Origin of the sequence: Flavobacterium tistrianum (assembly GCF_003254545.1) — a bacterium.
Taxonomy (GTDB): domain Bacteria; phylum Bacteroidota; class Bacteroidia; order Flavobacteriales; family Flavobacteriaceae; genus Flavobacterium; species Flavobacterium tistrianum.
Genome location: NZ_QJRH01000067.1, coordinates 290,209 through 304,678, shown reverse-complemented (window position 1 = coordinate 304,678; position 14,470 = coordinate 290,209). Strand labels below are relative to the sequence as shown.

Annotated in this window: 16 protein-coding genes; 4 read left to right on the top strand and 12 right to left on the bottom strand. The window is 33.4% G+C overall.

Annotated elements, in window-relative coordinates:
• Positions 1-137: 137 nt before the first annotated feature.
• The 3 genes from DMB71_RS22245 to DMB71_RS10540 form a co-directional block, all read right to left on the bottom strand.
• Positions 138-272, bottom strand: a complete 135-nt coding sequence (locus tag DMB71_RS22245; protein WP_262510412.1) for a hypothetical protein — start codon at positions 270-272, stop codon at positions 138-140.
• A 289-nt stretch (positions 273-561) separates the two neighbouring features.
• A complete protein-coding gene (locus DMB71_RS10545) occupies positions 562-1,797 on the bottom strand; it encodes an ABC transporter permease (protein WP_111365916.1) in 1,236 nt (411 codons plus the stop codon).
• An 89-nt stretch (positions 1,798-1,886) separates the two neighbouring features.
• Complete coding sequence (locus DMB71_RS10540; protein ID WP_111365915.1) at positions 1,887-2,381, bottom strand: YkgJ family cysteine cluster protein; 495 nt, start codon at positions 2,379-2,381, stop codon at positions 1,887-1,889.
• A 72-nt stretch (positions 2,382-2,453) separates the two neighbouring features.
• On the opposite strand from DMB71_RS10540, the gene DMB71_RS10535 reads away from it, so the two are divergent.
• Together DMB71_RS10535 and DMB71_RS10530 are read left to right on the top strand one after the other, a co-directional pair.
• Complete coding sequence (locus DMB71_RS10535) at positions 2,454-3,161, top strand: class I SAM-dependent methyltransferase (RefSeq protein ID WP_111365913.1); 708 nt, start codon at positions 2,454-2,456, stop codon at positions 3,159-3,161.
• A 17-nt stretch (positions 3,162-3,178) separates the two neighbouring features.
• Positions 3,179-3,724 (top strand): YfiT family bacillithiol transferase, encoded by a 546-nt coding sequence (locus DMB71_RS10530; protein WP_111365912.1) that lies wholly within the window; start codon positions 3,179-3,181, stop codon positions 3,722-3,724.
• Positions 3,725-3,802: 78 nt separating this feature from the next.
• Here the strand turns inward: DMB71_RS10530 and DMB71_RS10525 are convergent, their stop codons facing one another.
• The 8 genes from DMB71_RS10525 to DMB71_RS10490 all read right to left on the bottom strand — a co-directional run bounded on the left by DMB71_RS10525 (position 3,803) and on the right by DMB71_RS10490 (position 10,271).
• Positions 3,803-4,435: a 7-carboxy-7-deazaguanine synthase QueE gene (locus tag DMB71_RS10525; RefSeq protein ID WP_111365910.1), complete on the bottom strand. Its 633-nt coding sequence runs from the start codon at positions 4,433-4,435 to the stop codon at positions 3,803-3,805.
• Between the two features lie 102 nt (positions 4,436-4,537).
• Positions 4,538-6,205 (bottom strand): tetratricopeptide repeat protein, encoded by a 1,668-nt coding sequence (locus DMB71_RS10520; RefSeq protein WP_111365909.1) that lies wholly within the window; start codon positions 6,203-6,205, stop codon positions 4,538-4,540.
• A gap of 16 nt (positions 6,206-6,221) precedes the next feature.
• Positions 6,222-7,145: a PstS family phosphate ABC transporter substrate-binding protein gene (locus tag DMB71_RS10515; RefSeq protein ID WP_111365907.1), complete on the bottom strand. Its 924-nt coding sequence runs from the start codon at positions 7,143-7,145 to the stop codon at positions 6,222-6,224.
• Positions 7,146-7,147: 2 nt separating this feature from the next.
• Positions 7,148-7,378, bottom strand: a complete 231-nt coding sequence (locus tag DMB71_RS22175; protein WP_111365906.1) for a hypothetical protein — start codon at positions 7,376-7,378, stop codon at positions 7,148-7,150.
• The gene (locus DMB71_RS10505) at positions 7,378-8,178 is read right to left on the bottom strand and encodes an energy transducer TonB (protein ID WP_111365904.1); all 801 of its coding nucleotides are present in this window, start codon (positions 8,176-8,178) and stop codon (positions 7,378-7,380) included. The genes DMB71_RS22175 and DMB71_RS10505 overlap by 1 nt, the downstream gene beginning before the upstream one ends.
• A 38-nt stretch (positions 8,179-8,216) precedes the next feature.
• Entirely contained in the window at positions 8,217-8,774 is a 558-nt protein-coding gene (locus tag DMB71_RS10500; protein WP_111365903.1) for an ExbD/TolR family protein, read from the bottom strand.
• A 19-nt stretch (positions 8,775-8,793) separates the two neighbouring features.
• Positions 8,794-9,405 carry an ExbD/TolR family protein gene (locus DMB71_RS10495; RefSeq protein ID WP_111365901.1) on the bottom strand — a complete coding sequence of 204 codons (612 nt, stop codon included), beginning with the start codon at positions 9,403-9,405 and terminating at the stop codon, positions 8,794-8,796.
• Positions 9,406-9,446: 41 nt separating this feature from the next.
• Complete coding sequence (locus DMB71_RS10490) at positions 9,447-10,271, bottom strand: MotA/TolQ/ExbB proton channel family protein (protein WP_008464979.1); 825 nt, start codon at positions 10,269-10,271, stop codon at positions 9,447-9,449.
• A gap of 379 nt (positions 10,272-10,650) precedes the next feature.
• Between DMB71_RS10490 and DMB71_RS10485 the strand changes: the two genes are divergently transcribed.
• Positions 10,651-12,168, top strand: coding sequence for a helicase HerA-like domain-containing protein (locus DMB71_RS10485; RefSeq protein ID WP_111365900.1), 1,518 nt, complete (start codon positions 10,651-10,653; stop codon positions 12,166-12,168).
• Positions 12,169-12,259: 91 nt separating this feature from the next.
• On the opposite strand, the gene DMB71_RS10480 is transcribed toward DMB71_RS10485, so the two are convergent.
• The gene (locus DMB71_RS10480) at positions 12,260-13,600 is read right to left on the bottom strand and encodes an FAD-dependent oxidoreductase (protein WP_111365898.1); all 1,341 of its coding nucleotides are present in this window, start codon (positions 13,598-13,600) and stop codon (positions 12,260-12,262) included.
• A gap of 217 nt (positions 13,601-13,817) precedes the next feature.
• Between DMB71_RS10480 and DMB71_RS10475 the strand changes: the two genes are divergently transcribed.
• Positions 13,818-14,411, top strand: coding sequence for a GNAT family N-acetyltransferase (locus DMB71_RS10475; protein WP_111365897.1), 594 nt, complete (start codon positions 13,818-13,820; stop codon positions 14,409-14,411).
• The last annotated feature ends 59 nt before the right edge of the window (positions 14,412-14,470 follow it).

The window sequence follows — 14,470 nt, the reverse complement described above, 5'->3', positions numbered from 1 at the left end:
ATGCTGCGGAATGTCTAAGAGCGTTTTTCGCTGTTGCGGGTGCAAAAGTAGGCACTTTTTCCGCTTCTGCAAGCTTTTTTCTAAACTATTTTTAATCTTTTCTCAAGTTATTTCTTAACGCGCTGATAACGGATGCTTTACATTTTGGGCTTTTTCCCTGAAGCGTGGGATTTTTCTTCTTTAGCGTGCGTTTTTGGCATTTTTTGGAGGTTTGGACATTCTGGTTTTGCGCAGTTTTCAGCCCTTCCCTCTCCTTTCTGCCGATTTTTCATTCTTTTTAAGCTCCTTGCCTGCGGAAAACTTCTTCTGAAAACCGAGTCCCATAGCCCCGATAGGAGCGGAAATCCTTTTTGTGCCGGGGTTCGGCACGAAAAGATTGGAGCGGATAGCGGGAAATGGCTCCTTAAAAAAAATCCCAATCTTTTAAATTCCAAATTCCAAGAACTTCAAATGGCTGCGGTCTGAATAGCAAATGAGGCTTTCTACTTATATATTAAGTATAAAAAAACATGCCCGACAGTTTTTAAAACCTGTCGGGCTGTATATGTGAGTCCATTTTATTTAGTCAAAGCGAATAGCTTTTACTGGAGATATTTTAGTTATTATATAAGACGGGATTAACAACACCAAGAAACAAACTGTAATAGTCAATAGATTTAGCAGTAGTATGTAAATCCAATTTAGATATACTGGAGCTTGATTTACGTAATAATTTTCAGGATTCAGCTGGATTACACCAAACTGCTGCTGAATTAACAGAATTGAAATGCCTATTAGATTTCCCCAGAACAATCCACGTAGAATTAAGTAAAAAGCATTATACAAAAATATTTTACGTACTGACCAATTATTTGCCCCCATTGATTTTAAAATCCCTATCATTTGAGTTCTTTCTAAAATAAGAACTAAAAGCGCCACCACCATATTAATTGTAGCAACTAGAATCATAACTCCTAAAATGATTATAATATTAAAATCGAATAACTGAAGCCAGTCAAAAATATAACTGTATTTTTCTATAATGGTTTTAGTATCGAGATTAGATGAAGTTGACTCGTAAACTTTATTCCCTACCGCTTTAATTTCATCAAAATCTTTGACAAAAATCTCAAATGCCCCTATTTGCCCCTCATTCCATTTATTGATTCTCTGAATATGTCGAATATCCCCTATAATATATGTAGCATCAAAATCTTGGAAACCTGAGTTAAATATCCCAGCGATTTTAAATCGGCGACTATTTGGAAGCTTACCCTGCTCTTCTTTTATAAAGAAGGTATTGAATTCGTCTCCGATTTTCAAATTTAAGCGATCTGCCAGAAATCTTGAGATAATAACATCTTCATTCAATGCTTTTGTAAAATCTGGCAATTTACCTTCTACAATATATTCTTTGATATTGTTCCAATCGTAATCTGCTCCAACTCCTTTGAATATAATTCCTTCAAATGCATTTTCTGTTCTAATAATTCCAGCTTTACTTGCGACTGCCTGAATGTGGCTCACTTCTGGAACTGATTTAAAATTGGGATAGAAATCTTGCTTCTTTGAAATTGGTACTGTTGTAACTTCTGAATTATTATTATCATAATTAGAAATTATAATCTGACCATTAAATGCCGAAACTTTATCACGAATCTTTTTCTGCAAACCTATTCCTGTCGCTACGGAAACTATCATCATAATAATTCCGATTGCAATTGCCGAAATGGCAATTTTTATAATGGGTGCCGAAATACTGCTTTTATAATCTTTTGCAGTGATAAGCCTTTTAGCTATAAAATATTCTAAATTCAAGTTATAGTTGTTTAAATTATTCCTTTCTCAAAAGTACACCTTAAAAAAGGAAAATTGAGATGTTCTTGCAAACAATTGCCTGTTTTGATTTATAAAGGCAATTTTTTTTTCATTTCTTCTACTATATTAAATGCCGCAGGACAAATTTCAACGTTTTTCAAAGTTAAGTTCGAAATCTGATAAAATTTGTTTCGATCTGTATGCGGAAACTCTCGGCAGGCTTTTGGACGAACATCGTAAATCATACAATAGTTTTCATTATCCAAAAAAGTACAGGGAACACTTTTCAAAACATAATCTCTATCCTCGTCAATTCGCAGATATTGGTCAATAAATTGTTGTGGCTTTTGTCTAAAATGTTTTGAAATTCGCTCAATATCCGCTAAGGTAAATAACGGACCAGTTGTTTTGCAGCAATTAGCGCATTTTAAGCAATCCGTTTTCTTAAATTCAGCATCGTGCAAATCCTGCATAATGTAATCTAAATTTTTTGGCGGTTTCTTTTTAAGCTTATCGAAATACTTTTTATTCTCGTTATGCTTATCTTTGGCTAACTTACTTAAGTTATTTAAAATCTGTTTCAAGTTTAAAATTTAAAGTTGATCTGCAAAATTAAGCAACTTTGAACTTGAAACCTTAAACTTTGAACTAAAACAATGAAAGATCTTTTTGGAAAAGCGATATTTGATTTTTACACCAAAAATTCGCCTGAAGATATTATTACCGAAACTTCTATTTCTGAAGAAGACGAAATGAGTGTTGAATATCTTTTCCGTACTTATAATGAGATGCCTAAAATTGAACAAAAAGCTTTACAACTGGCGAAAGGAAAAATATTAGATGTAGGATGTGGCGCAGGAAGCCATGCCTTATCTCTGCAAAACGAACGTAATCTAGAAGTAACAGCCATTGACATTTCTAGAAAAGCAATTGAAACCTGTCGCATTAGAGGAATAAAAAATGCTAAAGTTGAAAATATTTTAGATTTTGAAGGAGAAAAATTTGACACAATCCTCCTCTTAATGAATGGAACCGGTATTTTTGGCCAATTAAAAAACTGCAACAAATATTTATCTAAATTAAAATCTCTTTTAAATCCTGGCGGACAAATTTTAATTGACAGTTCTGACATCATTTATATGTTTGATGAAGATGACGACGGTGGCAAATGGATTCCGTCTGAAAATGATTATTATGGCGAACTTGTTTTTAATATTAGTTATAAAGGAGAAAAAGAAGAACCTTTTGACTGGTTATATCTAGATTACAATACACTTCAAAATGCAGCAGTTGCAAATGGCTTAAACTGCGAACTTATTCTTGAAGGAGAACATTACGATTATTTAGCGAAACTTTCCATTTAAAACAAATCATAAAAACAATGAATGAACTAGATTTAGAGAAATTAAAATATCCTATTGGAAAATTTATTGCTCCAGATAAATTTTCAGCAGAATATATTTCTGGAAAAATTAAAGAAATTGAAACTTTTTCAGAAAGATTAGCAAAGGAAACATCTCATTTAACCGATGAGCAATTAGACACACCTTATCGTCCAGGCGGTTGGACTGTAAGACAAGTTATTCATCATTGCGCGGAGAGCCATATGCATTGTTACATTCGTCTTAAATGGGCATTGACTGAAAACAATCCTGTCATTAAACCTTATGATGAAGTTCTTTGGTCTGATTTAAACGATAATTTAACAATGCCGATTCAACCTACTTTGGAATTATTAAAAGGACTTCATTTTAGATTAGCCTTTATCATGAAAAATTTATCTGAATCTGATTTAGAAAAAACATTTGTACATCCGGCAGATAATTCGGAAAACAAGCTTAAAAAAATTATCGGAATGTATGCTTGGCACGGAAATCATCATTTGGCGCACATTACCACTTTGAAAAATTATAAAAATTGGAAATAATAAAATGTGTTTCTTTTTTACACAGCTTGTATACTTCCATAAAACAAAAAATCTCTTCACCTGAAGAGATTTTTTGTTTTATGGGATATTAAGATACTTATGTGTCTGCAATGAAACTCTCCATTTCGGATTATTCATAACATAATCAACAATAAGCGGAGTCATCTCTTCCTTTTTACTCCATTCCGGCTGAAGGAATAAAATTGCATTATCATTTACTAATTCTGCTTGTTCTTCGGCAAAAATAAAATCGTGTTTATTGTAGATTATAACCTTTAACTCGTGGGCATTGTCATACACGGTTTGTGTCGGTAGTTTATTCTTTTTAGGCGAAAGACAAATCCAGTCCCAAGTTCCTGACAGAGGGAATGCTCCAGAAGTTTCAATATGCACTTTTAAATTCTTCTCTTTTAGACGTTCTGTCAAAAGGGTCATATCCCAAGACAAAGGTTCTCCGCCAGTTACAACAACTGTATCAGCATATTTTGCAGCATTTTCAACAATTAAATCCACTTTTGTCGGCGGATGAAGCTCAGCATTCCAGCTTTCTTTTACATCACACCAATGACACCCCACATCACATCCACCAATTCTAATAAAGTAAGCTGCTCTTCCTGTATGCGAACCTTCTCCTTGAATGGTATAAAATTCTTCCATCAAAGGAAGCATTGCTCCTTTATTTACTTCTAATTGTATTTCTTTTGGTAACATTATATTATTTTAAGAGTGCAAAGATAATCAATAATATACGGAACAAAAAAAACCGATAGCTTTTTGAACTATCGGTTTAATATTCTATTTAAAATTTTCTAATTATTTTAAAGCTTTTATAGATTGTGCAGCATATGAATTTGCTGGATCTAAAACTAAAGTTTTATTGAAATACTCAATAGCTTTAGCTTTATCTGTATTAGCATAAGCAGCACCGATACCATTGTAAGCTTCAACAAACTTTTTAGTTACAGCTGGCTTAGCCACTTCTTCTGCACCTTTTGCTGAAATTTTAGTGACATACTCTTCGTAGTTTTTAATGATCAAATCATCTTTGTCTAATAAAGAATTGATTCTAGCTTTATATAAGTATGCTTCATCATAGCTAGGAGCAGTAGTTAAAATTTTATCAAAAACTCCGTCAGCTTTAGCTAAGGCTGCAGCATCACGGCTTTCTTTTGGTTTACTAGCATTACCGTAGTATAAAGAGATTCCGTAATAAACGCTATCATCTAAGTAATTTTTAGATTCAGGGTTACTTGCTCCAAGTTCAAAAATAGCTGCCGCTTGTGCATATTGTTTTTTACCGAACAAATCTTTTCCAAAGTCAGCAAATTCTTCAACTACAAGAGGCTCCAATTCAATCGCCTTTTTGATATCAGCTAAACCAGCATCAAAAGCTGCCTGATCTACTTTACCGTCAGCCGCAGTTCCTTTTTTAATCTTAGCTAATCCTAAGTAGTAGTAATCTCTACCAATAACTTTGTTTCCTGGAGCTTTGATATAATCTTCGATAGATTTAATTGCAACATCAACATTTCCATTTTCGTAAGCTGCATATCCTAAATATCTGTAAATTCTAGGATTTACTTTATCCTGAGCAATCATTTTGTTTGCAACAGTTTCTAACTGTTTGTAATCTTTAACCAAGATCAAGAAATCTGCATGACGCATTTTTGAGTCAAGAGAATAATCTGTCAAACTTAAATACTTCTCGTAGTTTGTAATTGCATTTTGCAAATTAACTTTAGCAGTAGAAGGCTTGTTTCTTGCCCACTTGTAATATGTTTCAGCAAGTTCTCTGTAAACAGGTCCGTAATTAGCATCTAAAGCGATAACTTCATTAAACGATTTAATTGCTTCATCATAAGATTTGGCACCTTTCAATAAAACTCCTAATTGCATTTTTGCTCTCAACAATGTATTATCAGCAGTAAACGCATCACGATACGCTTTGTAAGCATCATTTTGATTGTTTGCTCCGTAGTACGCATCTCCAATTGCCAATAATGCCTGTGCATTTTGTGGGTCAACTAATAAAGCACGCTTCAATACATCTGTAGCGCTTTTATAATCTGGATTTTCAGAATTCATGTAAGCTCTAGCGATATAAATAAATTCATTTATATCTTTTTTCTTCATGTCTTTAGTTGCTAAAGCGAAATTAGCTTGAGCTGCAGCGCTATTTTTTGCATCAAGATCTAATTGCCCCAAACCGATGTAGTTTAAGTTCTTCTTATCTGAAGCTTGTAATCCATTATTGTAATAGATTTTAGCAGAATCCACAACAGATTGGTTTAAATAAACATTCCCTAAAACAAAATTTGCTTCACCATCTGAAGGTTTTGCTTTAATAATTGATTTAAGTAAGTTTTTTGCTTTATCAAATTGTTCAGCATCAATTGCCTTCTTTGCTTGGTTGATATCTTGCGCTTTTGCCGCAGTGGCCGAGGCAACTAATGCAAGACTAAAAATTTTAAATTTATTCATCTTTATTGTAATTAATTTATTCTTTATCTTTTATAATTTCACTTCTAATCTTAAGTTTTCGTCCTGGAGTTTTATATGGCAGCAGTCCAGATTTTAAAACTATTCGCTGTCCGATATCACCTGCTATGAATGAAGCAAAGCCCATTCCAAGTCCTGAATAACCTTGACAATTGATAATAAACAAATCACGTGCCAAAGGATATTTCCCTATTTCTATGTCATTTTGAGTAGGACTGTAATATTCATTACTATTCAAACCTTTAACATAAAGGACATTTATCTTATTAATAGTTTCAGTCATATCAGGGGTTGGCTGATAAAACCAATTAATACCAATAACACCAATCATTCCATCATTTTCTGAAACAAATTTGATTACTTCATTATTTGTTTTAAATGAGAAAACTCCTGATTTAGGTATTTCGTTCACTTTCGCTAATTCCTTCATGTAACGAACAGTGCTTGAATTAGGATTATCGAAAACTAGGCCTTTAATTTTACCATCGGTTTTGCCTTGCATGAAATCAATAACACTTTTCAACGCAATTAAAGTATCATTATTGCTTTTGTTCGAAATAAAAGCAATAGCGTCATGGGCAAATGGAGTTACTCTCGGATTAATTTTACTTTTATCAAAACGAGCCCTTTCTTCTACAGTTAGATCTCGAGTTGTAATTGCAACTTTAGTTTTTTGATTTAATAAATCATTAATTACTTCAGCCTCTGAATTTGGCTTTACTGTAATTTTTGCATTATAGTAAGTACCTTCAAAAACAGCAACCTGATCGTCTACAATTTGCTTTACTGTTTCGTCAACCGCAATATCAAGTGATCCTTTCAAAATGGTCTCTTTTTCAGTTTCACTTTTGCTTTTTTGGTTGCACATGGCAAACAAAAAGACAAAAACAACCAAACCCAAAACCTTACTATATTTCAACATAATTATTCTTCTTTTGAATTAATTAATCTTAAAAATCTTATTCCCGAATACACAATTAGCAATCCACCAAAGGCATATCTGTATTTCCATTCCATATTAAGCGGGAGTTTTTCCCAAAACATAATCATTAAACCGAGCACAAGATAAATTAAAAAAAACAGTATTCCTAAAACAAGAAGAAATCGCTCTTTGAGCGATTTCTTCTGAATATTATTAAGCATATCTTTTAACATTATTCTGCAGATTGAATAGTAATAGGAAGAGAGTACAATACCCTAACTTTTTTACCATTTTGCTCGCCGGGAGTCCATTTTGGACATTTTTTAAGAACACGAATTGCTTCTGCTCCTGTACCATAACCGATATCTCTTAAAACTTTAATATCTGTTAATGACCCGTCTTTTTCAACTACAAACGTAACGTAAACTTTACCTTTTAAACCTTCTTCTTCTGGAGTTTTATAGTTGTTTCCTACGAATTTGTAGAATTTATCAATACCTCCTGGGAAATCTGGTTTTACTTCGATACCAGCTGTGTTATATACAGTGTTATCTTCTTGTACCACCTCTGCTACTGGTCCTTTTCCAACTGGCTCATCAACAGTTAAAACTGCATCTGGGTCCCCTTTGATAGTCTCAGCACCAACTTTTTTGTCTTTTAAATCAACAATTTTTGGTGGGTCTTCAGTTACTTCTTCCGCTTTAGCAACCACAGGTTTAACGAATTTAACCTGATCCACTTTTGGTGGCGGTGGTGGTGGCGGTGGCATATTAGGCTTAACTTCCTCTTTTTTTGGAGGCAATTTTACCGCAGCCATCTTAACCTCTTTAACTTCTTCTTCTTCTGTAGAGTCTGGTAACAAACTCGCAATAAGAGGAGCGGCAACAGCAGCACTAAAGATAAGAGAACCAATAACAAGTGCTTTCACAGTTGTTTTTCCGTTTGATTTTCTCAGCTCGTATGCTCCATATATCTTATTACGTCCTTCGAATACGATATCAAGCCACTGATTTTTTATAATATCTAATTTCATACTTCTTGATTTTTAAGTCGATAAAATTAAGATTGCTCTTATTTTTTATCTATCACTTTTGTTTCTTCTGGTGTAAACTCAGGAACAATCGCATATGTATCAACTCCAGTGATAGCCATTTCGTCCAAGATATCAACCAAATTACGGTAATTTGATTTTTTTGTTGGTTTAATGATCACAATGATTCCGTTTTTAGGTTTCCCTAAAGCTGCAGAATAAGCCAAAACATTTTTCTTTTGTTTTAACAATTCTCTACGGATACCATCTTTACCATATGTAATGTCTTTCGGCCCCACTTTTGGTGATGCCAATAATCCCATATAGAAAACCATTTTATTATCACCACCTAACATCACTGTCATGGTACGGTTTTCATCTACCTTAGTTTTATCGGTTGGTTTTTCATCCTCCTCTTTATTTGGCAATGATAAATCCATCGATTGAGGTTTTGACAACGAAGTAGTTAACATAAAGAATGTAATCAATAAGAATGCCAAATCCACCATCGCTGTTAAATCGACTTTCGAATTCTGCTTTTTACTTCTTACTTTACCACCTTTACCACCACCGCCGTCGCCGGTATTTAATTCAGCCATCTTAGTGTATATTTTTTAATTAAAAGTCTCTTCCTCTCTTACCTGTAACTAAGTTAAAGGAATTGATTTTCTGATCTTGTAAAATATCCATAATTTTTTTAATTCTTGGATATTCTTCTTTAGCATCTCCTTTAATCGCAATCTGCAATTCTTTGTCATCTAAATCAATTGTAGCTCTTCTAGAAATCAGAAGCCATTCTTTTAATTGATTATCTAATGAATCGACAGGAATTCCAGGTTGGTTTGCTTTGGTTCTTTCCGCCGCTTTCATACCAATGATTTGCTTTAAACCTGTAATTGGCACACCAAAATCATCCATAAGAGCAAATTTGGTTTTATCTTCTTCTGAAAATTCAATACCATATTTCGCACCCATTCCTTCAAGAGTTCTTTTACGAACTTCTCTTCCTTTGATGTCAAAAAATACTTTCCCTTTTCCTACTGTAATAATAGCCAAATCAGTATCTGGCAGTTTACTTATAGCAACAGAAGCAGGCATATCTACAGGCAATGCCTCAGGCACTTTAGCAGTAGCGGTCAAAATAAAGAACGTTAGCAAAAGGAACGCTACATCACACATCGCAGTCATATCTGTCGATGTAGACTTTTTTTTCATTTTTATTTTAGCCATTATCTTTTATTTTATTTTTTTGATATAAAATCAAAAATTAATTATTGTCTTAAACTTCCTCTGAATTTTCTGTAAGTATTCACGATTGTAGTACCAGCCTCATCGATAGAGTAAGTTAAATCGTCAATTTTAGCAGTAAAGAAGTTGTAAGAAACAATTGCTAAGATAGAAGTAGAGATACCTGTAGCAGTGTTGATAAGTGCTTCAGAGATACCTGTTGCAAGAGCAGCTTGGTCAGGAGTACCAGCAGAAGCTAACGCACCAAACGCTTTAATCATACCAGATACAGTTCCTAATAATCCTCCTAATGTACCTAAAGATACTAAAGTAGAGATAATAGTCATGTTTTTCTCTAACATTGGCATTTCTAATGAAGTTGCCTCTTCGATTTCTTTGTGGATTACTTCAGAAGCTTCTTCGCTGTTGAATCCTTCTTTTTTAACATCTTGGTATTTTACCAAAGCAGATTTAATTGCGTTTGCAACTGAACCTTGTTGTTTGTCACATGAAGCGATAGCAGCTTCGATGTTTCCTTCTTTAATACTTCCTTGAACACTTTTCATGAATTTGTCAAGGTTAGTTTTTCCAGCAGCTTTACCGATAACAATAAATCTTTCAATAGAAAAAACAACAACCATTAAAAACATACCTAATAATACTGGTACGATGAAACCTCCTTTATATACCTGTCCTAATGTATTGATTGGATGTCCTGTTTCTGGATTACCTCCTTCGAAGTTCGCAGAATCCCCCATGATTACTTTCCAAATAAACACCCCTACTAAGATACACGCTACAATAATGATTCCTGTGATCATTCCTCCGCCATTTGAAGTGCTTTCTTTTTTAACTTTAACGTTTGCCATTTTTTTTAATTTTAATAGTTTTAAATAATTTTTATTTTTTAGTTATATTTAACTTGTAGAGGAGCAAATTTATACGTTTAGTTTAAATAAAAAAACTTTTTTTAATTTAATTGACCGAAATTTAACTTCAAATTAAAAAATATCTCATTAAATTGGTCGCATCATTTTTTAGATAAAACAAAAAAAAGGACGATAATTAGAAAAATTACAACGTTTTAGTAAATATTCAAAGATTCCTTTGATATCTTCTTAAAAAGCTGAGAATTTTTTTTTTATTAAATTTTCAATCAAAAAAAGCTTTTTCTTACTAAAAAAAACCACAGAAAAAGTGCCCAAAAACAAAGCAATACTCATAACAATCTAAATTACAAATAAAAGCATGAATAAAAAAGAGAATTTTATTGCAGATATAACAACAGGGTATTCTTCGAAGGGAGATAGCATTATACTTGGAGGCGCAGTGCTTGACGGTGAGCCAATTGCAGAAGCAAATGTCAAAATTCCTCTAAAAACTTTAAATCGACACGGATTAATTGCTGGTGCAACTGGAACAGGAAAAACCAAAACAATTCAGGTTTTTTCTGAACAGCTTTCTAGTGCAGGAATTCCTGTTTTAATGATGGATATTAAAGGAGATTTTAGTGGTATTGCTAAAGAAGGCAAAGAAGAAGGTTTTATCACAGAGCGTCATGCTAAAATTAATATACCTTATAATGTAGCCGCATTTCCTGTTGAGTTGATGTCTTTATCTAAACAAAATGGTGTTCGCCTACGTGCTACTGTTTCTGAGTTTGGACCTGTTTTATTTTCACGAATTTTAGACTTGAATGATACACAGGCTGGAGTTGTAGCAGTTATCTTCAAATATTGCGATGATAAGCAAATGCCTTTATTAGATTTAAAAGACATTAAAAAAGTAATCAATTATATTACAGAAGAAGGTAAAGATGAAATCGCAGCTAGTTATGGTAAAATCTCAACTGCCACAACAGGAACCATTCTTAGAAAAATTATAGAACTGGAACAACAAGGTGGTGATTTGTTCTTTGGTGAATTGTCTTTTGAAACCGATGATTTAATGCGAATTGATGAAAACGGAAAAGGTTACGTTAATATCATCCGCTTGACGGATATTCAGGATAAACCAAAATTATTCTCGACTTTTATGTTGAGCCTTTTAGCTGAAATTTATCAGAAGATGCCTGAAAAAGGAGATGCAGAACAGCCTGAATTGGTAATCTTTATTGATGAAGCGCATTTAATTTTTAATGAAGCCAGCAAAGCACTTTTGGAACAAATCGAAACAATAGTAAAATTAATTCGTTCTAAAGGTGTTGGACTTTATTTTGTGACTCAAAATCCGATGGATGTTCCGAGTGGTGTTTTAGCCCAGTTAGGATTAAAGATCCAACATGCATTGAGAGCCTTTACAGCAAATGATCGTCAGGCGATTAAGAAAACAGCCGACAACTATCCTACTTCTCCTTATTATAAGACTGATGAATTGTTGACAAGTTTAGGAATTGGAGAGGCTTTGGTTACAGCACTTAACGAAAAAGGTATTCCTACTCCGCTTGTTGCTACAATGATGCGCGCACCAATGAGCCGAATGGATGTTTTATCTCAATCTGAAATTGATGAAATAAATGGCAAATCGAAATTAGTTAAAAAATATGCTGAAGAAATTGACCGCGAAAGTGCTTTTGAAATTTTAAACAAAAAACTGGCAGACGCTGCGGAAGTCGCAGCTCAGCAAGAAGAACAAGCTCCTGCCAAATCATCAAAAGCTGGACCAAGCACTACAGAAGTTGTTACAAAATCTGTTTTGAAAGTTGTAACAAGCGCTACTTTTATAAGAGGTGTTTTTGGCGTCTTGACTAAAATCTTTAAGAAATAACAAAAATCAATTACAATAACAATATCAAAAATCAATTACAATAGCATGTCAATGTAAAATTGATTTTTGATATTGTTATTGATATTGTAATTTATCTCGATAACAATTGGAGAATTTTGTTTTCAACTTCTGCTCCATTCCAGATTTTTTCGATATTTTCCATTCGAAGCACTTCTTCCATAATTCCGTTTTGATAATCTCCAATCGCCAAAGCTTCAGCATAAGGGCGGTCGCTAAAAGTAACACGGCTGTAAAGCGGAATCCATTTATCTGGATGTTTGTCTGAAAAGACTTTTTCTATTTTCTTTTGCAGCAAGAATTTTTCATCTGCTGTTTTGGTGCTCATTTCTAAAAAATTTCGATACGAAAGCTCTGCAATAGCATCTGCATTTGGTTTTCTAGAGATCTGATATTCTGTAAATATTTTTTTCCAATCGTCTTGGTACTTTTCAATCATTTCGCTCAAAACAGTGATATCTTCAAAACCAGCATTCATACCTTGTCCATAAAACGGAACGATGGCGTGACAAGCATCTCCAATCAAAGCAATCTTATTCTCGTAAGTCCAAGGAAAACATTTCATCGTAACCAAAGTACTGGTTGGATTTTTAAAGAAATCATTTGCCAATTCTGGAATTACTTCAATCGAATCTGGAAAGTTTTTTTCAAAGAAATCTTCAACCATTTTACGATCTGTAAGCGATTCAAAAGAATTTTCTCCTTCAAAAGGCATAAACAAGGTACAAGTAAAACTTCCATCTAGATTAGGAAGCGCAATTAACATGTATTCGCCTCTTGGCCAAATATGAAATGAGTTTTTATCTAATTTATGCGTTCCGTCTGGATTTGCTGGAATGTTTAATTCTTTGTATCCCATATTCAAAAATTCCTGCGAATAATTAAACATACTCTGGCGCTGCATTCTGTGTCGAATTCTAGAGAAAGCTCCATCGGCACCAAAGACCATATCAAACTTTCTTTCTTCCCACTCTCCTCTTTCGCTTTCGCCAATATGAAGCGTAGCATCGCTCAAAGTAACATCCCAAACTTTCTGCTCAAAATGAAATTCGGCTCCAGCTTCTTCAGCAAGATCGATCATTTTTCTGTTTAGTTTTCCTCTTGAAATAGAATATATAGATTCTCCTTCCTGTCCGTAATTCTGAAAATTTAATTTGTCTACCAAATGAATGGCACGTTTATCCATCGGAATTGCGATTTCTCGAACTGAATCTCCAACACCAACTGCATCCAAGGCCTTCCAGCCACGATTGGACATAGCCAGATTAATAGATCGGCCTGAGAAATTTATTTTTCGGATATCGGGACTACGGTCATAGACATGAACGGTGTGCCCCGCTCTTTTAAGATAAATTGCCAGAAGCGACCCTACAAGTCCAGAACCAACAACTGCAATTTTTAATGATGTTTGCATCGAGGGAAAATCTAATATTGGGTCGTAAAAATAACTAATAATTGTAGATAAGACCTAAAATAAATCAATTATTTGCTTCTATGAATTGCAAAATGCAAAGTGGATTTTTTACGTTTTTAAAAAATATAACAAAATGTTATTTTTTTAATTTATTTATGAAAAATCAAACAATTACTTTTGCAAAACATTACTTACAAATAATTAAATATAAAAACTCATGAAGAAGGAAATTTTACAATCGGATATTATTTTAGAAAACGAAAAAGTACTTTTAATTCCATTTGAAAGCAAAAGAAATATAGAACTAAAAGAAATCATTTTTGATGATGAAATTTGGAAGTATATGGGAATGTATGTTCGAAACGATCAAGATTTTGAAAACTATATACAAAGTACATTAAAACAAAAAGTAGATGGAATTTGTTATCCATTTCTTATTATTGACAAAGCTACAAATAGAGTTGCCGGAAGCACTCGTTATGGTTATCTAAACCATGCAAGTCAAAAATGCGAAATTGGGTGGACGTGGTATGGAAAGGAGTTTCAGGGAACTGGTCTAAATAAAGCATGCAAATATGAATTATTGAATTTTGGTTTCGAACATATTCAATTTAGAAGAATACAATTCAGTGCCGATCTTGAAAATTTAAGATCTCAAAAAGCTATTGAAAAACTGGGAGCTTTAAAAGAAGGCGTTTTTAGAAACAATTATGTCGATTCTGAAGGAAAAAGCAAAGATGATGTTTATTTCAGTATTATTTTGGAGGAATGGCAGAATACTAAACGAGAGAATTTTGGTGAGTTTGTTTAAACAATAACTCGGAAAAACTGTATTTTAGTCTGCGATTTTAAATTATGAAATCGCAGACT

Coding starts and splice junctions, on each gene's coding strand:
- DMB71_RS22245 (WP_262510412.1), bottom strand. CDS start 272: ATGAAAAATCGGCAGAAAGGAGAGGGAAGGGCTGAAAACTGCGCAAAA.
- DMB71_RS10535 (WP_111365913.1), top strand. CDS start 2,454: ATGAAAGATCTTTTTGGAAAAGCGATATTTGATTTTTACACCAAAAAT.
- DMB71_RS10530 (WP_111365912.1), top strand. CDS start 3,179: ATGAATGAACTAGATTTAGAGAAATTAAAATATCCTATTGGAAAATTT.
- DMB71_RS10525 (WP_111365910.1), bottom strand. CDS start 4,435: ATGTTACCAAAAGAAATACAATTAGAAGTAAATAAAGGAGCAATGCTT.
- DMB71_RS10520 (WP_111365909.1), bottom strand. CDS start 6,205: ATGAATAAATTTAAAATTTTTAGTCTTGCATTAGTTGCCTCGGCCACT.
- DMB71_RS10515 (WP_111365907.1), bottom strand. CDS start 7,145: ATGTTGAAATATAGTAAGGTTTTGGGTTTGGTTGTTTTTGTCTTTTTG.
- DMB71_RS22175 (WP_111365906.1), bottom strand. CDS start 7,378: ATGTTAAAAGATATGCTTAATAATATTCAGAAGAAATCGCTCAAAGAG.
- DMB71_RS10505 (WP_111365904.1), bottom strand. CDS start 8,178: ATGAAATTAGATATTATAAAAAATCAGTGGCTTGATATCGTATTCGAA.
- DMB71_RS10500 (WP_111365903.1), bottom strand. CDS start 8,774: ATGGCTGAATTAAATACCGGCGACGGCGGTGGTGGTAAAGGTGGTAAA.
- DMB71_RS10495 (WP_111365901.1), bottom strand. CDS start 9,405: ATGGCTAAAATAAAAATGAAAAAAAAGTCTACATCGACAGATATGACT.
- DMB71_RS10490 (WP_008464979.1), bottom strand. CDS start 10,271: ATGGCAAACGTTAAAGTTAAAAAAGAAAGCACTTCAAATGGCGGAGGA.
- DMB71_RS10485 (WP_111365900.1), top strand. CDS start 10,651: ATGAATAAAAAAGAGAATTTTATTGCAGATATAACAACAGGGTATTCT.
- DMB71_RS10480 (WP_111365898.1), bottom strand. CDS start 13,600: ATGCAAACATCATTAAAAATTGCAGTTGTTGGTTCTGGACTTGTAGGG.
- DMB71_RS10475 (WP_111365897.1), top strand. CDS start 13,818: ATGAAGAAGGAAATTTTACAATCGGATATTATTTTAGAAAACGAAAAA.